Source organism: Streptomyces sp. NPDC033131 (genome assembly GCF_055578365.1).
Genome location: NZ_JBVIPA010000002.1, coordinates 372,287 through 395,572 on the forward strand (window position 1 = coordinate 372,287; position 23,286 = coordinate 395,572).

Below are 23,286 nucleotides of genomic sequence, written 5' to 3' on the forward strand. Positions count from 1 at the left end.
CCCTCCGTGGGCGGTCCGTATCGAGGACAGGGCCCCGCTGACCGTGATGCTGATGGTCCGCGGCGAGTCCTGGATCGTGCCGGACACGGGGGAGCGGGTGCGGCTGCGGGCAGGCGAGGTGGCCATCGCGCGCGGCCCCGACCCGTACACCTGCGCCGACGCCCCCGGCACCGCGCCCCAGGCGGTGATCCTGCCGGGCGCCGAGTGCCGCTACCCCGACGGGCGGCCGCTCAACGGCTCCATGGACATCGGCGTACGCAGCTGGGGCGACCGGACCGACGGCTCCACGGTGATGCTGATCGGGACGTACCTGGTCCACGGCGAGATCGGCGACCGGCTGCTGGACGCGCTGCCGCCGCTGCTGCACCTGACGTCCGACATGTGGCGGTGCGCGCTCACGCCCGTCCTCATGGAGGAGGTCGTGCGCGATGAACCGGGCCAGGAGGTCTCCTGGACCGCCTCCTCGACCTCCTGGTCATCGCCGCGCTCCGCGCCTGGTTCGCCCGCCCGGAAGCGGTGCCGCCCACCTGGTACGCGGCACTCGCCGACCCCGTTGTCGGCCGGGTGCTCCGCCTGTTCCAGGACGACCCCGCCCACCCCTGGACGGTGGCCTCGCTCGCCGCGAAGGCCGGGGTGTCCCGGGCCGCGCTGGCCCGCCGCTTCACGGAACTCGTCGGCGAGCCCCCGATGACCTACCTCACCGGCCGGCGCCTCGCCCTCGCCGCGGACCGCCTCCGCGACACCGACGACACCCTGGAGGCGATCGCCCGCCGGATCGGGTACGGCAGCGCGTTCGCCCTGTCCAGCGCGTTCAAGCGGGTGTACGGGGTGAGCCCGCAGGAGCATCGGACGCGGGTGTCGCACCCGGCGTAGCCTGACGTACGTGTACGTGGAGCGGCCTTCCCGTATGGCGGGCGCGGTGGTGTGGACGAACACCCCGTCCGGGCCCGGCGCCGGGCGCGTCCTGCCCGACGGCTGCATGGACCTGCTGTGGCACGAAGGGCGGCTGGTGGTCGCCGGGCCCGACACACGTGCGTACGTCACCGAGGGCGAGCCGAGCGCCTGGGCGGGCGTCCGCTTCTACCCGGGCACCGCGCCCGCCCTGCTGCGCGTGCCCGCGCACGAGATGCGCGACCGGCGGGTGGATCTGGCCGACCTGTGGCCGGCCGCGGAGGTGCGGCGCGTCACCGCACAGGTGAACGCGGCCGACGACCCGGCGAGCGGCCTGGAGCAGGTGGCGTGGGAACGGGCCGCGGGGACCGATCCGCCCGACCCGCTCCTGCGACAGGTGGTCGCCGCCCTCGACGCGGGCCGCCCGGTCGCCGCCACCGCGGACGGACTCGGCGTCGGCGCACGCCAGTTGCACCGCCGCTGCCTCACCGCGTTCGGCTACGGCCCCAAGACGCTGGCCCGGGTCCTCCGCCTCCAGCGGGCCCTCGCCCTGGCCCGCTCCGGTGTTCCCTTCGCCGAGACGGCGGCCCGGTCCGGCTTCGCGGACCAGGCCCATCTGGCAAGGGACGTGCGGGAGTTGGCCGGGCTGCCGCTGACGGAACTACTGGGCCGCTCCGGGTAGCGGCGCGAACAGGTCGACCCCGTTGCCGTCCGGATCGAGCACCACCGCGTACCGCTGCCCCCACACGGCGTCCCACGGCTTCAGCTCCCCGTGGTACCCGGCGCCCACCAGATCCTCGTACACCGCGTCGACCTCGGCCGGACTGTCACACAGCAGCGCGAGCGAGATGCGACCGCCCTCGGGCGGGGGCTGCCACTCCGGCTGGATCCGGCGCACGCTCTCCTCACTGTCGAGCATCAACCGCAGCCCGCCCGGCAGCCCGGCCTCGGCATGCGGCTGCTCCTCGGCCCCCTCGGGGAAGACGAGACCCAGTCGGCGGTAGAAGGTGACGGAGGCGGCCATGTCGGAGGCCACCAGGCCGATCGCGTCGAATCGTGGAGTCATGGGACCACCGTAGGCAGGAGTGCGGGGGCCGGTCTTGAAGGAATCGGACACGTGCGGACAGTGCCGTGAGCGCGCCTGTCAGCCGAACGTCACCGGGCCACGAGGTGTGTCCACCGTGAAGGAGATCCCCACCGGGCCCCGGACGAGGGGCAGTTCGGTCCCGACCGCGTCCAGCAGCGGCCGGATCTCCTCCGGATCCGGGGCGCTCGCGGACAGCGCCAGCAGGGGAGTGGCGGACAGGCCCGAGGCCGAGGGATGGGGCGAGGAACCCCAGTCGACGAGGACCGTACGCACCCGGCGACCCGGCACCTGCCCGCCGTCTGGGAGTTCACCGACGAGTGGTACGACTTCCGCACCAACCCGCGTGGCGGGGTACGCGTGTTGGCGTGCGCCGACGAGACGTCGTACGACGGCGGTGGCATGGGCGCAGACCACCCGCTGGTGTGGTGCCGGGAGCAGGGGGAGGGGCAGGTCTTCTACACCGCCCTCGGGCACGCCTGCGAGGCCTACGAGGATCCGGACTTCCGCGCCCACCTGCGGGGCGGGATCACCTGGGCGGCCCGGCTGGACGAGGACGAGGGCTGAGGGAGGCGGAACGCGTCCCACCCCCGTCCCACCTGGTCCCCGAACGACCCGCGCCCGGCGGGGACATGGCCGTACACGGCGTGGACCGTCCCCCTGCGGTCCAGGTGTGCTGTCAGGCCTCGCCGTGCCGCCCCGCGACCGTGACGCTGTGTCGTGCCAAGCGAGGCGAGCCGCCCCAGGGGGGAACCACGGGGGTCGGCGGTTCGGAAAGGAAGACCGTATGAGCAAGCGCAATCGGGTGGTCGCGATGGTGTCGGCGGCGTTGCTGGTCGCCGGGGGTGGCGTGACGGCCCTGGCGCCGGCGGCGAACGCCGCCGGCTACCACGGCATCGACGGCAGCGGAGTCGTCCACGACGACTGGCACGACGAGGAGGACCTCGGCGTCGACGACTACGCCCGGAGCAACGCCACGGCCCTGTGGGAGACCGTCCTGTGGGCGGACGGCGCCCTGTACGAGGACGAGGACGGCGACTGGCACCGCTTCACGAAGAACAAGGTCGACGGCTCGTTCGGCCCGGAGACCGAGTCGGCCACCCAGTGGTGGCAGGACCGCTACGGCCTTCCGGAGAACGACGGCGTCGTCACCGGCGACTGCTGGCAGTCCGCCCAGAACCGGCTTCACGGCCCCTACACGGGCGGCAGCGTCCAGTACTGGGGCGACGCCCGGACCGTCACCTTCAAGCGGGTCAGCGGGAAGTACCGGGTGAAGCTCAGGGGCGCCGGCTCCTGGAAGATCGCGTACTACGACAAGGTCGGCTGACAGCACCGACGTGGAGGGGGGCGGGTGGCCGTGGGGTCATCCGCCCCCTTCCGGCAGTGCCCACAGCAGCCCCGCCGCCAGCAGCACGACGACCGCGAAGGCCACCAGTGCGGCCGCCCGCCATCGCCGGTACTCGGCGCCGGGCGGCAGCGGCGCCGCCTTCGGCGCCCCGGTCGGCACCACCGCACCATGCGCCCGCGCGACAGGCATCCCCGCAGCAGGCATCCCCGCAGCAGGCGTCCCCGCTCCGTGCGGCCACGTCGGGTCGGCCAGCTCCCACAGCGCCAGCAGGCGCGCCTGATCCGCTCCCGCGACCCGGCACAGTGCCTGCACCGCGCCCCTGGGCGGCTGCTTGACCCCGCTGAGATACCGCTGCCAGGACGACTTGCTGTACGCGGTCCGCCGGGCCAGTTCGGCCAGGCTCAGGCCCGTACGGTCCTTCAGCGCACGCAGATGCCCGACCAGGTGCCGTGCCTCCCTCGGCAGCGCATCCGGCAGCGGCCGCCAGCGTGTCATGGTCCGTCCCCCAAGTACTCGCCGCCGCTCCGCCCCCGAGCGACGGCCCCCCTCCCCGCCGCATCCTTCGACGCCCCGCCGACCCGGCCAGTTCCCTCCCTCCGTATATGAGCAAAAGTGAGCGAATCCGGCGGTGGGTGGCCCATGCAGACGTCGGGGACGGCATCGGCCCGTGCGGTGAGGTCCGGCTACTCCACGGACACCGGGGGCAGGGGAGTCACGCGCGGGTCCGGGCGCGCGGCGGGGCCGTACTCGACCGCTCAACCAGCCGTGTAGACAGCTCCGTTCGCTTGCTCTCCGGCCGGTCGCCCTCCATCATCCGCACCAGCAACCGCAGTGCCGTCGCCGCCATCTCCGCGAGCGGCTGGCGGACCGTGGTGAGGGCAGGGGAGAGCCACCGGGCCTCGGGCAGGTCGTCGAAGCCCACGACGCTCATGTCGTCCGGCACGCTCAACTCCCGCTCGGCCAGTGCCTCGTACACCCCGAGGGCCATCCGGTCCGAGCAGACGAAGACGGCCGTGGGCGGCTCGGGCAGGTCCAGGAGTTCCCGCATCCGGCGGTGGGCGACGCTCTCGTCGAAGCCGGCGTGCCGGACGTACTCGGGACGCTGCCGCACCCCCGCCGCCGCCAGCGCCGAGCGGTAGCCCGCGACCCGCGCGCTGCTGCACATCTTGCGCTGGTGGCCGGCGACGACGGCGATGCGCTCGTGGCCGAGCGCCAGCAGGTGTTCGGTCGCCGTCACCCCGCCGTGCCAGTTCGCCGCGCCCACCGACACCACGCCGGGCGGCGGTTCGAGGACCGGGTCGATCATCACGAAGGGGATGCGGTGCTGGTCCAGCCACGCGTACTGGGAGTCGCTCAGCTCGGCCAGGTTGAACAGCACCCCCGACGAGCCGCGGGCGATGAGCTTGTCGAGCCAGCCGCGTTCCGGACGGCCGCCGCGGGTCCTGTTCAGGCCGGCCGACACCACCACTTCCAGACCCACGTCGTGGGCCGCCGCCTCCACCCCGTGCAGCACCGCCCCCGACCAGGAGCTCTCCAGCGAGTGCACGACCAGGTCGACGAGCCCCGACGCCTTCGCCGCGTCGAAGCGGGGTCTGCGGACGTAACCGAGCCGGTCCAGCGCCTCCGTGACCCGGCGGCGGGTCTCGGGGGCGACGTCCTCCCGGCCGTTGACCACCTTGGACGCGGTGGGCACGGAGACCCCCGCCTCCCGGGCCACGACCGCAAGGGTCGGCCCGGCCGTCATGCCGGCGCTCTCGGTACGGACCATGGGGAACCACCTCTCCGGCCCGCCCGAGGGCCATGGAAAGTTTCGACAGCGCTGCCTCCGCGGTCGGGAGACCAAACGGATAGTAAGCGCTCTCTACCCTAGGTTCGCCGCAGTACCTCGGGAAGGGGCCGGAGTTCGCAGGTCTTGGCGGGCACCCACTTTCGAAACCCCCCACCGGGCGGGCAACTACCGGCAAAGGAGCCGGAACCCCGTGAAGTCGGCCGTGAACGCCGCGTCGACCGGATCCACGGCATGCACGCCGGCCATCGACCCGGTGAAGCGCAGCCGGGACCCGTGGTCGTCGGACAGCTTGCCGAAATCCAGCGCCGGCCCGACCGGTGTGCGCACGCCTTCCCGGACGTACCAGAACCGCGCCCGGGTTCCGTCGACCGTCACCCCGAGCGTGACCGGGCCGTCCGCGTCGACCTCGACGACCGCGGCCTGACGGGTGTCGCCCTCCTCGCGCTCCACGAGGCTGAGCACCGTACGCCCGCCCCCCTGCCACTGCTGGCCGTGCTGCCCCTCGCCCTCGGGCTCCGCCCAGGTCAGGTCGAGCGCGAGATACGCCTCGGTGTTGTACCAGAGCACCAGGCCGGCCGCCTGAGTGAAGGTGCGCGGCCGTGCCTCGACGGTGACCTCGGCCTCCGCGCGGTGCTCGGTGATCCGCTGGGCCAGCAGACTGTGCGCCCACCACGACTCGGGCCCGTGCCGGCCACGCAGCCGGATCCACCCCGGGCGGGCACCGGTGTCGGCCCAGGACGGATCCGCGGGGGCCCGCAGGGTGCTCCACGGCCAGCCCAACGGCTCCTCGGAAACGGGTGGTCCGAGCTCCTGCCGCTTCGTCGGTACGTCGACCTCGACCGCCGGATGCCAGCCCCCGTGCCGGAGCCTGGGCCAGCCCTCCTCGTCCCAGGTCAGCGTCTGGATCGCGGTCTCCCGCCCGAGGGTGCAGCGCGGGCCGTCCGGCGTGGCGAGCGGGCGGGCCGTGAGGTGGCTCATGACCCACTCGCCGTCCGGTGTCTCCACCAGCTCCGCGTGCCCGGCCTTCTGCAACGGCACCGAGGCGTCGTCGCGCGTGGTCAGCAGGGGCTGCCTGTCCAGTTCGTACGGGCCGGTGATCGCGCGGCTGCGTGCCACCAGCACCCCGTGCTCGACGCCCGTGCCGCCCTCCGCGAGCACGAGGTGATACCAGCCGTCGCGGTGCAGCAACTTCGGCCCCTCGACGAGCCGTTCGTGCTGGAGCAGGAGATGGGTGCCGCCGATCGGGTCAAGGGTCTTGCGGTCCAGCTCCGTCGTCACGATGCCCGCGAAGCGCCTGCCGCCCGGCCGGTGGTCGCTCTGCATGTTGAGCAGCCACAGCCGGCCCTCGTGGTGGAAGAGCGCGGGATCGAAGCCGTGGCTCGCGATCCGGCGCGGCGCCGACCACTCGCCGCTCACGTCCGTGGCCGTGCAGACGTAGGTGTCCAGGTCGAAGTACGGCGTGCCCACCGAGCGGACGACGGCGTACACCATCCACAAACGCTCCCCGTCCCAGCTCAGCGACGGCGCCCAGATGCCGCCCGAGTCCGGGATCCCCGCGAGCGAGCCGCCGGGGGCCGCGCCCCGCACGTGTCCGGCGTACTGCCAGTGCGCGAGGTCCCGGGAGCGGTGGATGGGGATCGTCGGGAACCACTCGAAGGAACTCGTCGCCACGTAGTACCAGTCGCCCACCCGCACCAGGGACGGGTCCGGGGCGAAACCCCGGATGACGGGATTGCGCAGTCGGGTCACTTCACGGCTCCCTGCTATGCGGTCACTTGAGGGCGCCCATCGTCACGCCCGACCGCCAGTAGCGGCGCATCGCGACCATCATGATCGCCATCGGCACGATGGACAGCAGCGCTCCGGTCAGCACCAGGCTGGTCAGGTCGACGCCGGACTCCGCGCGTTTGCCGGACCAGTTGTACAGACCCAGGTTGAGGGTCCAGTTCTCCTCGCCGCGCAGCACCGTCAACGGCAGGAAGAAGGCGTTCCAGGTGTTCACGAAGGCCAGCAGGAACACCGTCGCGCCTCCGGTCGTCATCATCCGCAGCACGATGCTGAAGAAGATCCGCAGCTCACCGGCGCCGTCGATGCGGGCCGCCTCGAGGAGCTCGAAGGGGATCGTGGCCTCGGTGTACACCTTGGCGAGGTACACGCTGAACGGGTTGATCAGGCAGGGGATCAGCATCGCCCAGGGCGTGTCGACCATGCCGATCTCCGAGAACAGCAGGTACAGCGGCAGGGTGAGCAGGGCGATCGGGATCAGGAACGAGCCCACGACGCACGCGAACACGGCACTGCGGCCCGGAAAGTCGAAGCGGGCCAGGCCGTAGCCGGTGGCGAGGGCGATGAGGGTACCGCCCAGGGAGCCGACGCCCGCGTACAGGAACGAGTTGGCGGTCCAGCGCAGGAAGATGCCGTCCCCGTAGGTGAACACCTGGCGCAGGTTGTCCCACAGGTGCATGTCGGAGAACCACAGCCCGTTGCTCTGGTACAGCCCCACACGGTCCTTGGTCGCGGCGATGATCAGCCAGTACACCGGGAACAGGCTGTAGGCGCTCGCCAGGGCCAGACCGACGAGGAGAAAGCGCTGGCCGCCCCGGGAGCGCGCCGCGGGGTCCGGACGGGTGAGCCGCCGCACGGTGCGCGTGCGGGGCGGCTCACTGCCGGTCTCCGTGCCGTTTTCCTTACGGTTTTCCGTCAGTGCCATCAGTCCGCCTCCCTCGAGGTCAGCCGGTAGAAGAGGAAGGACGCGACGCCGAGGAACAGGGCGAGCAGCACGGACAGGGCCGCGGCGTAGTGGTAGTTGCCGGCGTTGAACGCCTGGTTGTAGATGATCATGATCGGGGCGAAGCTGTCGCTGACCGTCTGCGGAGTCACGTTCCGGAACAGCGCGGGCTCGTTGAAGATCTGCAGCATCTGGATGATCGACAGCAGTGCGGTCAGGACGAGCGCGCCGCGCACGAACGGGATCTTGATGCTCAGCGCGATCCGCAGCTCCGAGGCGCCGTCCAGCCGCGCGGCTTCGAACAGTTCGCGGGGCACACCCTGGAGCGCCGCGTAGATGATCACCATGTTGTAGCCGATGCCGTGCCAGGTCAGCAGGTTGCCGATGGACGGCCACACCATCGAGGGGGAGAAGAAGTTCCAGTCGAAACCGAACAGCTCGCCGAGCGGTGTCAGGGGACCCACCTCGGGGCTGTACAGGTTGATCCACACGATGGCCGCGACCACGCCGGGGATCATGTACGGAACCAGCAGCAGGATCCGGAACCGGCCGGCCACCCGCGAGGTGACCGCGTCCAGGCAGAGCGCCAGCATCAGGCTCACGAGCAGCATGAACGGGATCTGGACACAGGCGAACAGCACCACCCTCAGGATGGAGGTCATGAACGCCGGGTCGGTCAGGCCGTGCTGGTAGTTCTCCAGCCCGACGAACTCCGTGGTCGAGCCGCCGAGACCGAGTCCGGACTGCTTCTCCAGGTACAGCGACTCGTGGACCGCGTAACCGATCGGGAGCAGGTAGAGGAAGACGAAGCCGAGCTGGAAGGGCACCGTGAAGGCGGCACCCTTCCAGCGCTGCGAGCGAATCATGTCGTGTGCCTCAGCCCTTGACGCTGATGCCGCGCTGCTTCAGGTCGTTGACCGTCCACTCCTGCATGTGCGCGAGCAGATCGGTGACCTTCTGCTTCTTGGCGACGACCGCGGCCCACTCGTCCTGCATCTCCGTGAACATCGCGGTCCAGTTCGGGCCGAAGGTCCAGTCGTCGGTGATGGTGCCCATGCTGTCCGTCACGACCTTCTGGGCCGGACCGTAGTTCTTGCCCAGCAGCTTCTCGGGGATCGCCTCCGGGACGTACGAGCTGTTGTCGGCCACCGCGGGCATCACACCGCTGCCTGTCTCCGGGCTCGCCATGGTCTTGACCGCACCGGCGTCGGTGGACATCCACAGAGCCGCCTCAGCGGCCTGTTCCTTGTTCTCGCACTGCTCGGTCACCAGCGTCAGCCCGCCACTCTGGTTGGTCCCGGCAGGAGTCTTGGGCGCCTCGCCGGTGAACGTCGGCCAGGGGGCCAGCGCCCACTTGCCGAAGGACTTGGTGAAGTTCTGCACCATGCCGGACATCTGCCAGGTGGAGATCTGCCGCGTCACGGTGCCGGCCTCGTCGTAGTTGCGCTGCACGGCCGCGTAGTCGGCGAAGGAGAGCTTGGAGTTGAGGTCGTTGTCGACGATCTCCTGGATCACCTTGGCGGCCTTCAGGGTGCCCTCGTCCTGGAAGTCCACCTTCCAGGAGCCGCCGTCGATCGCGTACCAGTGCGCCCCGGCCTGCATGGCGAGCACCTCCAGGGTGCTCGGGTCCTCACCGGCGTAGTTGGTGATCTTTATGCCGTGCTTCTTCAGCACCTTGCCGGCGGCGATGAAGTCGTCCCAGGTCGCGGGCGCTTTCAGGCCGTACTTCTGGAAGACGTCGGTGCGGTAGATGGTGAAGGCGGGCGCCGAGCTGGTGGGAACGCCGTAGACCTTCCCCTGGACCTGGCCGACGGCCCACGAGCCGGGGTTGAACTTGTCCTTGTCGGCCTCGACGTACTCGGTGATGTCGGCGAGGGCGCCCTGCGAGACCCAGCTCGTGACGTACTCGCCGGTGTTCTGCAGCAGGCAGGGCGCGTTGCCGGCCTTGACCGCGTTGGTCAGCTGCTTCTGCATGGTCAGCTGGTCGGTGACCTTGGTGTACTTGAGCTGGACGTCCTTGTGTGAGGCGTTGAACGCCTTCACGACGGCCTCCTGGCCGTTCGCCCAGCCCCAGAAGGGGAGGGTGACCGGACCGGACGACTCGGCGTCGTCACCGGAGCCGGAGCCGCCGCACGCGGCAAGCAGACCTGACAACGCGAGTCCCGCCACGGCTGCGCGGGCGAACCTTCTCCGGGGGCTGGTGAAGTTCATCTGACCGTGTTCCTTCGAAAAGTAGGGCGACTCAGAGGGAGAGAACGGCGCCTCGATGTGGGCCGGGAACGGCGGCCGGAAACCATCGGCTCGCGGTTGCGGGGGGTCGGCCAAGCGGAAGATGTAGTAAGCGGTTGCTGGGACGGTAGGGCGGCGGTCCTGCTGATAGCAAGAGGCGCGCGGCAATTTGTTACGCCGGTTTGTCCATGGCGTGATGTGCGGTGCACATCGGCGTTACGCGCCCGACCTCACAAAACCACAGCTCAGGAACCTTCATCCGGAATCCGGACCGAGCGCGCCCCGCGCCCCCCACGCCCCCGGACCTCTGCCAAAAACTTCCGGAAAACGTTTACGAAACGATCTGCCGAGCAGATCTGAGGGAGTCGAGTTACGGGCGCCGGGCAGGCGGCAGCACCGAGTTCCGTACGACGACATGGGTGCCCAGCACCAGATGGTCGCCGTCGCTGCCCTTGCGGCGGCCTCCACCACCCTCACGCCGGTCGGCGACCGCGCGCAGGGCGACCCGGCCCATCTCCTCGTACGGCACGTGCACGGTGGTGAGCTGAGGGGTGAGCTGGGACGCCAGCGGGATGTCGTCGTAGCCGACGATCGAGACGTCCTCGGGCACCCTGAGACCGGCCGCGCGCAGCGCCTGCATCGCACCCGCGGCGACCACGTCCGTCCCGGCCAGCACCGCGGTGAAGTCGAGCCCGTCACGCAGACTGTCCTCGACAGCCTCGTACCCGTGCTCGTAGTCGTACGGCCCGTGCCGCACCATGTCCGGGTCGAACGCCACGCCGTACGCCTCGAAGGCACGCTGCGCGCCCCTCAACCGGCCCTGCGCGGTGGTGAGTTCGGCGTGCCCCGGCAGCACCAGGACCCTGCGGTGGCCGGCCGAGAGCAGATGGCTGGCCATGGCATAGGCGCCGCCCTCGTTGTCGTAGTCGACGGTCGTGGCCGGCACGTCGCCCTCCAGGGGCGGCCTGCCCACCAGGACCAGATGCGAGCCGGCCGCGTCCAGGGAGCGGGCGAAGCGGGCCATGCGCAGCTGGTACTCGTCGTAGTCGTAGGCCCCGCCGAGCAGGACCACCGCGGCGACGCCCTGCTGGCGCATGAGGTTGACCAGCGCGAGTTCCCGCTCGGGATCGTCGCCGGTGGTGCCCACCAGGGACAGCCAGCCGCGCAGGGCGGCGGCGCCCTCGACGCCCTTGGCCACGTGGGCGAAGGCGGCGCCGGTGATGTTGTTGATGAGGATCGCGACCGTCGGCGTACCGCCCCCGGCGAGGGAGCGGGCGTGCGCGTTGGTGACGTAGTCCAGGTCGCCGACCACCTTCATCACGCGGCGGCGCAGCTCCTCCGAGACCGGGTAGTTGCCCGACAGCACGCGCGACACGCTCGCGACGGAGACGCCCGCCTGCTCCGCGACATCGCGAATGGTGGCCCGTCCGGCGTCACCGGCCGCCTTGCGCTGACTCACCGTTGCGGCTCCTTCATCGTTGCGACTGCTGCGCCGGAGAACCGTATGCCCGGTTCCGGGCGGAGGGTCGGGGGACCGGCTCGACGCCGGTGCGGAAACCGTATCCCATGGTTTCTGCGAGGTGTGCGGAGCCGGTTTTCGCCGGTGCCGGGAGCCGGGTTCCGCTCGGTGTGCGGGCCGCTTGCGCCGGATGCCGGCCGGATGCCGGGAGTCGTGTTCCCGCCGGGCGGTCCAGGAGATCGGTTCGGCTGTCCGCCTGTCCGGCAGGGCTAACAGGGCTAACAGGGTCGGCAAGGCCGGCAGGGCCGGCAGTGACGGCGGGTGACCGGCGAAGGGCAAGAGCCCACCAAGGGCACTGGTCCGACGCGTCGGCCGCGAGGGAGCCGAAGGGGCGCGCCGGTGTCGAGACCTCGAGCGCGCGGAGGCCCGAAGGGCTGAGCACGGTCGAGGTCTCGACACCGGCTTGGGCGCTCCGTAGGCGACTGAGCCATCCAGCACCGCGCTCCGTAGGTGACTGAGCCATCCAGCACCGCGCTCCGTAGGCGACTGAGCCATCCAGCACGGCGCTCCGTGGGCCACTGAGCCATCCAGCCCAGTCACGCGACCCGGGTCAGGTCCGAGTGCCGCACTTCGTGGGTGAGGGGTGTCCCCGCCATCAGCCGCTCCAGCTCCTCCGCGACGATGCGCCCCAGCCTTTCCAGCTCGTTGCCGAGTGAGCCGGCGATGTGCGGGGTGAGGAAGACGTTGGGCAGCCGGTAGAGGGGGGAGCCGGCGGGCAGGGGTTCGGGTTCGGTGACGTCGAGGATGGCGTGCAGGCGGCCGGAGACCAGCTCGTCGGTGAGCGCGTCGGGGTCGACGAGTGCGCCGCGGGAGGTGTTGATGAGGGTGCCGCCGTCCCTGATCAGGGCGAGTCGGCCGGCGTCGAGCATGCGGTAGGTCTCGGGGATGTCCGGGGCGTGCAGGGACACGATGTCGCTGTGCCTGAGCAGGTCCTCGAGGGACAGCAGTTCGGCGCCGAGAGCGGCGGCTTCGGCGGTGCTGACGTAGGGGTCGTGGAGTAGGACCGAGAAGTCGAAGGGCCGGAGCAGTTCGAGGAGTCGGCGGCCGACCCGGGAGGCGCCGATGACGCCGATGCGGCGGCCGACGTTGCCGGTGTGGGCGGTCTCGGTGTGGGTCGGGTGGGTGTGGGTGGCGCGGAAGCGTTCGCGGTGGGTGAAGGTGTCCTTCCCGGCGAGCAGGATCATCGAGAGGGTGTACTCGGCGACGGGCAGGGCGTTCGCGGTCACGGCGCTGGAGACGGTGATGCCGCGTTCCCAGAGGGCGTCGCCGACCAGGGAGCGGACCGAGCCGGCGGCGTGCAGGACTGTGTGCAGCCGGGGTGCGGCGGCGAGGACGTCGGCGTCGAGGCGGGGGCAGCCCCAGCCGGTGATCAGTACTTCGGCGTGGGCCAGGGCGTCTGCCGAGGCAGGGTCGGTGAAGTCGCGCACGACGAGCGCGGGGTCGAGGCCGGCGGCCTGCGTCAGCCGTGCCGTGAGCGGCGGGGGGAACAGCAGGGGGAGGTGTACCGGATCCATCGCGAACACGGCCCTGGGTGGCTGCGGGCTGGGCATGTCTCTCCTGACGCACGCTGGAAACATTTTCTGAAAGCGTCTTCTACCGTAGATCTGGCAGTGACGGGCGGTCAATCGGCAGGACGGTGTGGCGGGGACGGTCTTGGCCGACATGTCCGGGCCGGGCATCCTGGGATGGCGCGAAATCGCTTACTGCGCCCGTGCGCATCCCGCGGGCTGTGTGCGGACCCTGTGCGGCGCCCTCGGGGTGCCCCTGCCGGGTGCCGGACGTCCGCATAGGGGAACTTCTCGCCTCATCCGTTGGGCAACCGGTTCCCAAGTCGCCGGCGCCGAAAAGTCCCTCCGGTTCCCGATCGCCTTCGCAGATCAGGCCGCGTTCCACCGGAAAAGTTCGACCGGTCGGCCGTGACGTCGAGGTTACTCAGTCTTTTCGAAAGTTCGTCAGGACTCTTGACGTCGTTTCCGGACAGTAAGAAGCTCTGCCCCAGCGTCGGACAACCGGTTGCCTAAACGGTTACCGCGATCTCTTCATGGGCCCCGGTCGGTCCCCGGCTGTTCCCCGAAGAATCCCGGCAGCTCCCCGACCGACACCCGACCGACCCCCGACCGGATCCCGGCCGATCCCCGATCCCCGACCGAATCCCGGCCGATCCCCGACCGAATCCCGGCCGATCCCCGACCGAATCCCGGCCGATCCCCGACCGAATCCCGGCCGATCCCTGGCCGAATCCGAACGGACAGAGCAGGAGGTGGTGCGTTCATGCGCCCACATGCCGGTGCCCCCCTGAGCCGCCGCCGATTTCTCTCACTCTCGGCAGGCGGAGCCACGGCCGGCGCGGCGGTGCTCGGCGGCTGCGCCCTCCAGGTGTCCACCGGCGTCAGCGGCCCGGGCGAGACCGTCACGGTGATGGCCAAGGCCGACGACATCTCCCCGGACCTGATCAAGCAGGCCCAGAAGGACCTCGGCATCAAGATCGTCACGGTGCGGTACGACCTCACCAAGCTGATCGGGATGATGACCAACGGCGATCCGCCCGACCTGGTGCGCGGTGTCGGTGCAACGGACGCGCCGTACTTCGCGGCGCGGGACGTGATGGAGGACCTGGACCCGTACTTCGCCAGGAGCACGGTGCTCAGGCTCGACGATCTCGATCCGGTCAACGACCTGTGGCGCTACGACGGCCGCTCCCAGGGCAAGGGCCCGCGCTACGGCATGGCGAAGGACTTCTCGCAGGACTCCATGTTCTGGTACAACACCGCGCTCTTCGACCAGGCGGGCGTCGACCACCCGCCGGAGCTGGAGCCGGTCACGTTCGAGGAGTGGCTGGACACCGCCAAGCGGCTCACCCGGCGCAGGAACGGCCAGACGACCGTCTTCGGCGGCAGCTACAACGGCGTGAACACCACCAATCTCCTGGCGAGCCTGACGGCGGCCGCCGGCGGAAGCCTCTTCAGCGACGACTTCTCCCGGATCGACTTCACCACCCCCGAGGCCCGCAAGGCACTGGGCTGGTACATCGACTACGCCCGCACGAAGGTCGGCCCCAGCATCATCCAGCCCGACCCCAACGCCTGGGACGGGCCCACCTACCAGGCGAACCGGATGGCGATGTCGGGCAGCGGCTACTGGCTCGGCGGTCTGATCAACGCCGACAAGAAGCTGGCGCGGGTCTCCCGGCTCGCACCCGCACCCGTCTTCCGGGGCGGCGCGCGGGTCAGCCCGTGCCAGGCCGGCACCGGCTTCTGGATGCCGAGCAGGGCACGGAACAAGGACGCCGCCTGGCGGGTCTTCGAGTGGTTCTTCGGTGAGGCGCCCGCCAAGGGCCGTGCGTCCGGCGGCTGGGGCATCCCCACGCTGAAGTCGCTGCGGCCGCTGATGCCGGCCCAGGAGGACTACCAGAAGCGGGAGCTTCAGGTGCAGAACGCCGAGCTGGAGCACTTCTCGGTGATCGCGTTCACGCCCTACGCCACGGCGGACGCGCTCTACGCCCTCTTCAACCAGGTCGCCCCGGCCGCGATGAACGGCCGGATGCCGGTCGACACCCTGGCGGGCCGCCTCAACTCGGTCATGAACGAGCAGCTGAAGCGCGGTAAGGAGCAAGTGGAATGACGGTCGACCAGGTATCCGCGGTCACGGACCCGCCCCGCCCGACCGCCGGTGCGCACCGGGCGCGGGCCGCGGAACGTCCGCGGACCTCCATGACCGCGCGCAGGCACCGGGCGTTCTACATGTTCACCTCGCCCTGGATCGTCGGCTTCCTGCTGCTGACCATCGTCCCGATGGCGTACGCGCTGTGGCTGAGCTTCACCACGTTCGACGGCATCTCGCCCCACTGGAAGTACGTCGGCCTCGGCAACTACGGCGAACTGCTCGCCGACTCCCGGACCTGGGACTCGCTGGGCCGTACGGGTCTGTTCGCGGTGACCTCGGTGCCGCTGTCGATCATCGCCGGGCTCGGGCTCGCCGTCCTGGTCAACCGGCCGCTGAAGGCGCGCGGTCTGTTCCGCACCCTGCTGTATCTGCCGGCGGTGGTGCCGCCGGTGGGTGTGGGTCTCGCCTTCAAGGCGGTCTTCGACCAGAACTCCGGTGCCGCCAACGGTGTGCTGACCCTCTTCGGGTTCGACGCGCTCGGCTGGCTGGCCGACCCGTACGCCCGCTACGTGCTTTTGATGAGCGTGCTGTGGGCCGCCGGAAACATCATGATCATCTCGCTGGCCGGTCTCCAGGACGTGCCCCGCGAGCTCCGCGAGGCGGCCCGCATCGACGGGGCGAGTGCCTGGCGGACCTTCCGCAGCATCACCGTGCCGCTGCTGTCGCCGGTGCTGCTCTTCCAGACGGTGACCGGCGTGATCGCCTCGGTGCAGACCATCATGCCGCTGCTGCTGACACCGGACGGCACGACGGCGGGCGTCACCGCGCTGCCGCAGTCGAACTACCTCTACATGATGCACGTGTTCGGCCAGTACTTCGCGCTGGGCCGCTACGGCTACGCCTCCGCACTGCTGTGGGTGCTCTTCGTGCTGATCCTCATCGTGACCGGACTCATCTTCAAGTTCACGTCCGGCGTGGTGTTCTACAACGTCGACCCGGAGGCGAAGAAGTGACAGCCACCAGCCTGCCCGTGCAGCCCCCGGCGTCCACGCCCCGGGTACGGGTGCGCGTGAACCGCCTCGTCCTCTACACCGTGCTCGTCGCTCTCACCGGACTGTTCCTCGGCCCGGTCGGCTGGCTCGTCCTCACCGGCCTGAAGTCCCCGGCCGAACTGGCCGCTTCGCCCGTTCACTGGCTGCCCACCGACTTCCAGTGGCACAACTTCGCCGACGCCTTCAACCTGATCGACTTTCTCGGCTACGCCCGCAACTCCCTGATCATCGCCACGATGTACGCCACGCTCGTCACCCTCAGCTCGGCCTGGGTCGGCTTCGGCTTCGCCCGCCTGGACGCGCCCGGCAAGAAGACGCTGTTCGGCATCCTGCTCGGCTCGATGATGCTGCCGCAGCTCATCACGCTGCTGCCGACCTACCTGATCTTCGCCAGGCTCGGCATGGTCGACACCTACTGGCCGTGGGTGCTGTGGGGCCTGGCCGCCGCCCCGTATCTCGTCTTCCTCTTCCGGCAGTTCTTCGCGGGACTGCCCCGCGAGCTGGAGGAGGCCGCGATCATCGACGGCTGCGGCTACGCCACCATCTTCTGGCGGATCTTCCTGCCGCAGTCCTGGCCGGTGCTGTCCGCGAGCTTCGTGATCGCCTTCACCTGGTCCTGGGGCGACTACATCGCGCCCCAACTCCTGCTGTCGACCGACAGGTCCACGCTCGCGGTCGCCGTCATGTCGACGTATGTCACCTCGGCGGGCACCCCGGTCACCAACCTCCAGGCCGCGGCCTCCGTGATGTACGTCGTGCCGATTCTGCTGATCTTCCTCGTCGCCCAGCGCGGATTCGTGGCCGGGATGTCCACGACCGGACTGAAGTAGCCCCTCTTACTCGAACCTCTTGCAAGGAGTTACGCATGAACACGCCCCTGTCACGCCGGACCACCCTCCAGGCCGCCGGTGTCATCGCTGCCGCCGGCCTGGCCGGCAGCATCGCGGGCACCGCGCAGGCCGCCGCGGCGGATGAGACCGGCACCACCGGCGACAGTGTGGTCATCCACCCGACGCTTCCGAAGGTGCCTGTCAACAACTCCTTCACCGTCAAGGTCCGGCCGCTCGGCGGCACCTGGCAGAAGCTCGGTGTCTACCTGGCCAAGCTCGCACTGATCGACGCGAACACCGGAAGCAACAGGGCCCAGAGCTCCTCCTGGGCCGCCTTCGACTTCTCCGGCACGGTCGAGGTGGAGGTCACGTACAACCCGGGCGGCGGCGAGAAGGTCCGCATCCGCCCGGACTCGTACGGCATCAAGCCGGAGGTGCTCGGCAGCACCGCGCGCTTCACCCTGGACCGGCCCCGCAACCTCGTCGTGCAGATCGACGACAAGATCTTCGACTGTCTGCACCTGTTCGCGAACCCGATCGAGCAGGACGTGCCCGCCGAGGGCGACAAGAAGGTCATGTACTTCGGGCCCGGTCTGCACACCCACCCCGACAGAACCCTGAAGGTGCCCAGCGGCACCACCGTCTACCTGGCCCCGGGTGCCGTCCTCACCTCCAGTGTGATCTTCGAGGGCGTGGAGAACTCCCGGCTGATCGGCCGCGGCGTGGTCTACGACGCGACCGGCGGCGCGGTCTTCGTCCGCAAGTGCGAGAACGTCACGATCGACGGCGTCACGATCCTCAACCCCCGGTACGAGAACATCAGGGTCGCCGAGTCCAAGAACCTCACCATCAGGAATCTGCGCGCCTTCAGCCACCAGGGCTGGGGTGACGGCATCCAGCTCTACTGCTCCGAGAACGTCACGATCGACGGCTGCTTCCTGCGTACCTCCGACGACTGCGTCGCCCTCTACACCCACCGCTGGGACTTCTACGGCGACACCCGCAACATCACCGTCAGGAACTGCTCGCTCTGGGCCGACGTCGCCCACCCGATCAACATCGGTGTGCACGGCAACACCGACACCCCCGAGGTGCTGGAGAACCTGCGCTACGAGAACATCGACATCCTCGACCACCGCGAGCCGCAGGTGACCTACCAGGGCGCCATCGCCTTCATGGTCGGCGACAGCAACGTCGTCCGGGACGTCAGGTTCGACAACATCCGCGTGGAGGACTTCCGCTGGGGCCAGCTCATCCACATGCGGGTCGAGTACAACCCGAAGTACAACACCTCGGCAGGCCGTGGCATCGAGTCCGTCTACATCAAGGACCTCAGCTACAACGGCGAGAACGCCGACCTCTCGATCATCGCCGGCCTCGACGCGGAGCATGCGATCAAGGACGTCACCTTCGAGAACCTCCGCGTCAACGGCAAGGTGATCGCCGACAGCACGGGCAAGCCGAAGTGGTATCTGGCCTCGGACGGCGTGCCCATGTTCGTCAACGAGCACGTGACGAACCTCAAGTTCCTCACCACCGCCGAGGCGGCCGCCGCATGATGAACCACGGACCGAGCCGCCGGGGTTTCCTCGGCGGCACGGCTGCCCTGCTGCTGGTGGCGGGTGCGAGCGGACTGCTCGCGCCCGCCACCGCCCGGGCGGCCGGCCACCAGACCCGTCGCATACAATTCACCCACCCCGGCCTGCTGCATACAGTCGACGACATATCGCGTATCAAGGCCGCCGTCGCCGCCAAGGAAGCCCCGGTCCACGACGGCTACCTCGCCCTCGCCGCCCACGCCCGCTCGAAGTCCACCTACACCGTCCAGAACACCGGCCAGATCACCTCCTGGGGCCGTGGCCCCACCAACTTCCAGAACCAGGCCGTCGCCGACTCGGCCGCCGCCTACCAGAACGCCCTGATGTGGTGCGCCACCGGCAACCGCGCCCACGCCGACAAGGCCCGCGACATCCTCAATGCCTGGTCGGCCTCCCTGACCATGGTCACGGGCGCCGACGGACCACTGGGCGCGGGCCTCCAGGCCTTCAAGTTCGTCAACGCGGCAGAGCTGCTGCGGCACACCGGCTACGACGGCTGGGCGGACGAGGACATCGCCCGCTGCGAGCGGTCCTTCCTGGACGTCTGGTATCCGGCCGTGTCGGGATACATGCTGTACGCCAACGGCAACTGGGACCTGACGGCCGTTCAGACCATTCTGGCCATCGGCGTGTTCTGCGAGGAGCCCACCCTCTTCGAGGACGCCCTGCGCTTCGCCGCGGCCGGCGCGGGCAACGGCAGCATCGGCCACCGCGTCGTCACCGACGCCGGCCAGGGCCAGGAGAGCGGCCGCGACCAGGGCCACGAACAGCTCGCGGCCGGCCTGACCGGTGACCTCGCCCAGGTCGCCTGGAACCAGGGCGTCGACCTGTGGGGGTACGACGACCACCGCATCCTCGCCAACTTCGAGTACGCCGCCCGCTACAACCTCGGCGGCGACGTCCCCTTCGTCCCCGACCTCGACCGCACCGGCAAGTACGTCAAGAAGACCGTCTCGGCGATCGGCCGCGGCAACCTGCCCCCGATCTACGAGATGGCGTACGCCCACTACGCCGGCATCCGCGGCCTCGACGCCCCGTACACCAGGTCGGCGGTCTTCCGCGGCACCGGCGGCGCCCGCTTCGTCGAGGGCGGCAACGACGACCTGCCGAGCTGGGGCACCTTCGCCTACGCCGGCGCGACGGCCCCCGCGCCTGCCGCGCCCACGGCACCGGCGGGCGTCACCGCGGTCGGCGACGCCGGGTCCGTCACCGTCAACTGGCTGCCGTCCAGGGGGGCGACCACGTACACCGTCCGCCGGGCGACCGTCCCCAAGGGCCCGTACGAGGAGATCGCCACCGGCGTCGACAAGCCGGCGTACACGGACAGCGCGGTGCGCCCGGGACGGACGTACTGCTACACCGTCACGGCCGCCAACTCCCTGGGCGTCAGTGGGGATTCGGCTCCCGTCGCCGTCACCGCCGGGCTCCCCGAGCCCTGGTCGACGCAGGACGTCGGCAAGGTGAGGATCCCCGGCTCCGCCGCCTTCGACGGCGAGCGGTTCGTACTGGAGGCGTCCGGCACCGCCGACACCTACCGCTCCGTCCATCTGCCGCTGCCCGGTGACGGCACGGTCACCGCGCGGATCGTGTGGCCGCTCAGCTCGCAGTACTCCAAGATCGGCGTCAGCCTCCGGGCCTCCCTCGACGCGGACGCGGCGCACGCCGCCATGCTCATCCAGGGGCTGCCGCTGCACACCTGGAGCGGAGTGTGGAGCGTACGCCCGTCCGCCGGGGCCGGCGTCTCCGGAACCGGCAGTACCCCCGTACCGCCCTCCCAGCAGCAGACGATCACCACGTCCGCCGCCTTCCCGATCTCCGGCCTCGGCTCCCTGCCCCGGTCGGCGACCCCGCTGGAGGCGCCGTACGTGGAGGGCGCCGGCGACGGATACCGGCTGCGCGCGCCCTACTGGGTGCGCGTGACCCGCAAGGGCCGGTGGTGTACCGGAGCGATCTCGCCGGACGGCATACGGTGGACAGAAGTCGGCCGCACCCAGGTCGACGGTATGCCGCATACCGCATACGCCGGCCTCGTCCTCACCTCCTGCCTCGGCGTCGACGAGGAATACGCCGACACCGGCACCGGCGCCTTCGACAACGTCAGCGTGACCTCCACGTCGGGCGAGGTGTGGTCCGTGCCCCGGCCGGCCCGCGCGGCCGACGACCTGCGGGCCGCCCCCGGAGCCGACGCCGTCCGGCTCGCCTGGACCGACCCCGACCTCTCCGCCCGCTACAAGGTGCTGCGCGCCACCGACGCCGACGGCCCCTACGTGACCCTCGCGACCGGCATCGGCCCGGTCGGGTCCGGCACCCGCATCCGGTACGCGGACGCGACCGGCACGCCCGGGACGACGTACCACTACGCCGTCGCGAAGACCAACGCCGCCGGCCGCGGTCCGCTGTCGGCCTCCGCCGCCGCGCGCATGCCGGCACCCACCGTGCCCCAAGTAACCTCCGCCGCAACGGCGTTCGCCAACAAAGGAGACGCCTTCCGGTATCTGCTGCGCGGCTCGCACGAGCCCGTCCGGTTCGCCGCGAGCGGCCTGCCCGACGGCCTGCGCATCGACAGGCGCACCGGCCTGATCTCCGGAACCCCCACCGTGACCGGCGAGTTCACCGTCACGACCGGTGTGGGCAACGCGGCCGGGGACGGCACCGGCACCCTCACCCTCACGGTCGGCACACCCCCGCCCGACCCCTGGACGTACGGCGACCTCGGAGACGTGGTCCTCGACGACCGCGCCTTCGGGACGCTGGGCGTGGTCGCGGTCCGTACCCCCGGCAGCACCGCCCACGAGGACGGGACCTTCGTGGTGCGGGGCGCGGGAACCGACCTCACCGTCAACAACCAGGGCATGACCGGGCAGTTCGTGCGGCGGCCGGTCACCGGCGACTGCGAGGTCACCGCCCGGCTGGTCTCCCGTACCGGAGCCACCGCCGACCGGGTCGGGCTGCTGATGGCCAAGTCGCTGTCGCCGTTCGACCAGGCGGCCGGGGCGATCGTCACCGGCGGGACCACCGCACAGCTCATGCTCCGCAAGACGGTTGCGGGCGCCTCCGCCTTCTCCGGCACCGTCGCCCCCCTTCAGCTCCCCCTGCTGCTGCGGCTGAAGCGCACCGGGACCGCCTTCACCGCGGCCGTCTCCACCGATGACGGCGCCACCTGGACCGCCCTCGCCTCCGGCGAGGTCCCCGGCTTCGGTGACGCCCCCTACCACGTGGGTCTCGTGGTCTGCTCCCGCAGCCCGCTCGCCCTCGGCACAGCGCAGTTCCAAGGGGTGAGCATCACGCCCCTCTAGATCCCCCCACGGATTGGAGACGCACAGCGATGAGCCGCACATCCCCCCACCGGCACCTTCCGCACACCGAGCCGAGCCGCCGCGGTCTGTTCAGGACCGCCGGCGGTCTCACCGCCGCCCTCGCCCTGGGCTCCGCGTTCGCCACCACCACGGCGAACGCGGCGCCCGCGGCCTTCACCCACCCCGGCATGCTGCACAACGCCGGCGACATCAACCGCGCCAAGGTCAGGGTCGCCGCGGGCGACGATCCCTGGCTGTCCGGCTGGAACAGGCTGACCGCCAACTCCCACTCCCAGTCGACCTGGACCCCCCGGGCGACGGCGACGGTCATCCGCGGAGGCACCGGCGAGAACTACGGCCTCCTCTTCAACGACATCGCCGCCGCCTACCAGAACGCCCTGCGCTGGAGGGTCGGCGGCACCGAGGCCAACGCGCAGTGCGCCGCCAGGATCCTCAACGCCTGGGCGACGACCCTGACGACCGTCACCGGCAACGCCGACCGGTTCCTCGCCGCCGGGATCTACGGCTGGCAGTTCGCCAACGCGGCCGAACTCATGCGGGACTACCCGGCGTTCGACCTCGCCCGCTTCCAGCAGATGATGGTCAGGGTCTTCTACCCGCTCAACAACCAGTTCCTGACCGGCCACAACGACGCCTGCATCACCAACTACTGGGCCAACTGGGACCTGTGCAACATGGCCTCCGTCCTGGCCATCGGGATCCTCAACGACGACGGCGCCAAGTACGACCAGGCCGTCACGTACTTCAAGTCCGGCGCGGGCAACGGCTCCCTCGCCCACGCCGTGCCCTACCTGTACACCGACGCGGACGGCTACGCGCTGGGCCAGTGGCAGGAGTCCGGCCGCGACCAGGGTCACACCGTCATGGGCATGGGCCAGATGGGCGCCATCTGCGAGATGGCGTGGAACCAGGGCGAGGACCTGTACTCGTACGACGGCCGCCGCTTCATGAAGGGCGCCCAGTACGTCGCCAAGTACAACCTCGGCAACGACGTGCCCTTCACCACCTACACCTGGGGCACCGGCCAGAGCTGCGCCCAGCAGTCGCAGACGGTCGTCTCCTCGGCCTCCCGCGGCCAGGTGCGCCCGGTGTGGGCCATGCTCCACTACCACTACAACCGGCGCGTCGGCCTGGACGACAAGTACATCTCCCAGATGTGCTTCTCCGTCGCCCCCGAAGGCGGGGGAGGTGACTACGGCACCACCAGCGGCGGCTTCGACCAGCTCGGCTTCGGCACGCTGATGTACGCCAAATAGCCGCAAAGCCGCGCTCGTGCGCCGGAATACCGGGCCACCATG

17 protein-coding genes and 3 pseudogenes are annotated in these 23,286 nt (G+C 70.3%); 10 read left to right on the forward strand and 10 right to left on the reverse strand.

Annotated elements, in window-relative coordinates; genetic code table 11:
* Positions 1-43: 43 nt before the first annotated feature.
* Both ACZ5XS_RS05045 and ACZ5XS_RS05050 read left to right on the forward strand, forming a co-directional pair.
* Positions 44-873: pseudogene (locus tag ACZ5XS_RS05045) on the forward strand (AraC family transcriptional regulator).
* Positions 874-883: 10 nt separating this feature from the next.
* Positions 884-1,573 carry a helix-turn-helix domain-containing protein gene (locus ACZ5XS_RS05050; RefSeq protein WP_468647859.1) on the forward strand — a complete coding sequence of 230 codons (690 nt, stop codon included), beginning with the start codon at positions 884-886 and terminating at the stop codon, positions 1,571-1,573.
* Here the strand turns inward: ACZ5XS_RS05050 and ACZ5XS_RS05055 are convergent.
* Together ACZ5XS_RS05055 and ACZ5XS_RS05060 are read right to left on the reverse strand one after the other, a co-directional pair.
* Positions 1,553-1,957, reverse strand: a complete 405-nt coding sequence (locus tag ACZ5XS_RS05055; protein WP_468647861.1) for a VOC family protein — start codon at positions 1,955-1,957, stop codon at positions 1,553-1,555. The two genes, ACZ5XS_RS05050 and ACZ5XS_RS05055, sit on opposite strands and share 21 nt — an antisense overlap.
* 78 nt (positions 1,958-2,035) lie before the next feature.
* Positions 2,036-2,239 (reverse strand): annotated as a pseudogene (locus ACZ5XS_RS05060) (VOC family protein); the annotation flags it as partial.
* On the opposite strand from ACZ5XS_RS05060, the pseudogene ACZ5XS_RS05065 reads away from it, so the two are divergent.
* Positions 2,222-2,542 (forward strand): annotated as a pseudogene (locus ACZ5XS_RS05065) (ThuA domain-containing protein); the annotation flags it as partial. The pseudogenes ACZ5XS_RS05060 and ACZ5XS_RS05065 overlap by 18 nt on opposite strands.
* A gap of 220 nt (positions 2,543-2,762) precedes the next feature.
* On the forward strand, positions 2,763-3,302 hold the full coding sequence (locus ACZ5XS_RS05070; protein ID WP_468647862.1) for a peptidoglycan-binding domain-containing protein: 540 nt from the start codon (positions 2,763-2,765) through the stop codon (positions 3,300-3,302).
* A gap of 36 nt (positions 3,303-3,338) precedes the next feature.
* On the opposite strand, the gene ACZ5XS_RS05075 is transcribed toward ACZ5XS_RS05070, so the two are convergent.
* The 8 genes from ACZ5XS_RS05075 to ACZ5XS_RS05110 form a co-directional block, all read right to left on the reverse strand.
* Entirely contained in the window at positions 3,339-3,818 is a 480-nt protein-coding gene (locus ACZ5XS_RS05075) for a helix-turn-helix domain-containing protein (RefSeq protein WP_468647864.1), read from the reverse strand.
* Between the two features lie 217 nt (positions 3,819-4,035).
* Entirely contained in the window at positions 4,036-5,091 is a 1,056-nt protein-coding gene (locus ACZ5XS_RS05080) for a LacI family DNA-binding transcriptional regulator (protein ID WP_468647866.1), read from the reverse strand.
* Positions 5,092-5,277: 186 nt separating this feature from the next.
* Entirely contained in the window at positions 5,278-6,861 is a 1,584-nt protein-coding gene (locus ACZ5XS_RS05085) for a glycoside hydrolase family 43 protein (protein WP_468647868.1), read from the reverse strand.
* A gap of 22 nt (positions 6,862-6,883) precedes the next feature.
* Positions 6,884-7,822, reverse strand: a complete 939-nt coding sequence (locus ACZ5XS_RS05090) for a carbohydrate ABC transporter permease (protein WP_468647869.1) — start codon at positions 7,820-7,822, stop codon at positions 6,884-6,886.
* The gene (locus ACZ5XS_RS05095; protein WP_217236757.1) at positions 7,822-8,706 is read right to left on the reverse strand and encodes a carbohydrate ABC transporter permease; all 885 of its coding nucleotides are present in this window, start codon (positions 8,704-8,706) and stop codon (positions 7,822-7,824) included. Before ACZ5XS_RS05095 ends, ACZ5XS_RS05090 begins: the two co-directional genes overlap by 1 nt.
* 10 nt (positions 8,707-8,716) lie before the next feature.
* Complete coding sequence (locus ACZ5XS_RS05100; protein ID WP_468647872.1) at positions 8,717-10,051, reverse strand: ABC transporter substrate-binding protein; 1,335 nt, start codon at positions 10,049-10,051, stop codon at positions 8,717-8,719.
* A 388-nt stretch (positions 10,052-10,439) separates the two neighbouring features.
* Positions 10,440-11,528, reverse strand: a complete 1,089-nt coding sequence (locus ACZ5XS_RS05105) for a LacI family DNA-binding transcriptional regulator (protein WP_468647874.1) — start codon at positions 11,526-11,528, stop codon at positions 10,440-10,442.
* 596 nt (positions 11,529-12,124) lie between these two features.
* Positions 12,125-13,138 (reverse strand): hydroxyacid dehydrogenase, encoded by a 1,014-nt coding sequence (locus ACZ5XS_RS05110; RefSeq protein WP_468647876.1) that lies wholly within the window; start codon positions 13,136-13,138, stop codon positions 12,125-12,127.
* A 721-nt stretch (positions 13,139-13,859) separates the two neighbouring features.
* Here ACZ5XS_RS05110 and ACZ5XS_RS05115 point away from each other — a divergent pair.
* The 6 genes from ACZ5XS_RS05115 to ACZ5XS_RS05140 are packed head-to-tail and all read left to right on the forward strand — an operon-like array spanning position 13,860 to position 23,244.
* Positions 13,860-15,209 (forward strand): extracellular solute-binding protein, encoded by a 1,350-nt coding sequence (locus tag ACZ5XS_RS05115; protein ID WP_468647878.1) that lies wholly within the window; start codon positions 13,860-13,862, stop codon positions 15,207-15,209.
* The gene (locus ACZ5XS_RS05120; protein WP_468647880.1) at positions 15,206-16,204 is read left to right on the forward strand and encodes a carbohydrate ABC transporter permease; all 999 of its coding nucleotides are present in this window, start codon (positions 15,206-15,208) and stop codon (positions 16,202-16,204) included. The genes ACZ5XS_RS05115 and ACZ5XS_RS05120 overlap by 4 nt, the downstream gene beginning before the upstream one ends.
* A complete protein-coding gene (locus tag ACZ5XS_RS05125) occupies positions 16,201-17,073 on the forward strand; it encodes a carbohydrate ABC transporter permease (RefSeq protein WP_468647882.1) in 873 nt (290 codons plus the stop codon). The genes ACZ5XS_RS05120 and ACZ5XS_RS05125 overlap by 4 nt, the downstream gene beginning before the upstream one ends.
* A gap of 35 nt (positions 17,074-17,108) precedes the next feature.
* Positions 17,109-18,632 (forward strand): glycosyl hydrolase family 28 protein, encoded by a 1,524-nt coding sequence (locus tag ACZ5XS_RS05130; protein WP_468647884.1) that lies wholly within the window; start codon positions 17,109-17,111, stop codon positions 18,630-18,632.
* A complete protein-coding gene (locus ACZ5XS_RS05135) occupies positions 18,629-21,967 on the forward strand; it encodes an alginate lyase family protein (RefSeq protein WP_468647886.1) in 3,339 nt (1,112 codons plus the stop codon). The genes ACZ5XS_RS05130 and ACZ5XS_RS05135 overlap by 4 nt, the downstream gene beginning before the upstream one ends.
* A 29-nt stretch (positions 21,968-21,996) precedes the next feature.
* The gene (locus ACZ5XS_RS05140; RefSeq protein WP_468647888.1) at positions 21,997-23,244 is read left to right on the forward strand and encodes an alginate lyase family protein; all 1,248 of its coding nucleotides are present in this window, start codon (positions 21,997-21,999) and stop codon (positions 23,242-23,244) included.
* Positions 23,245-23,286: the final 42 nt, after the last annotated feature.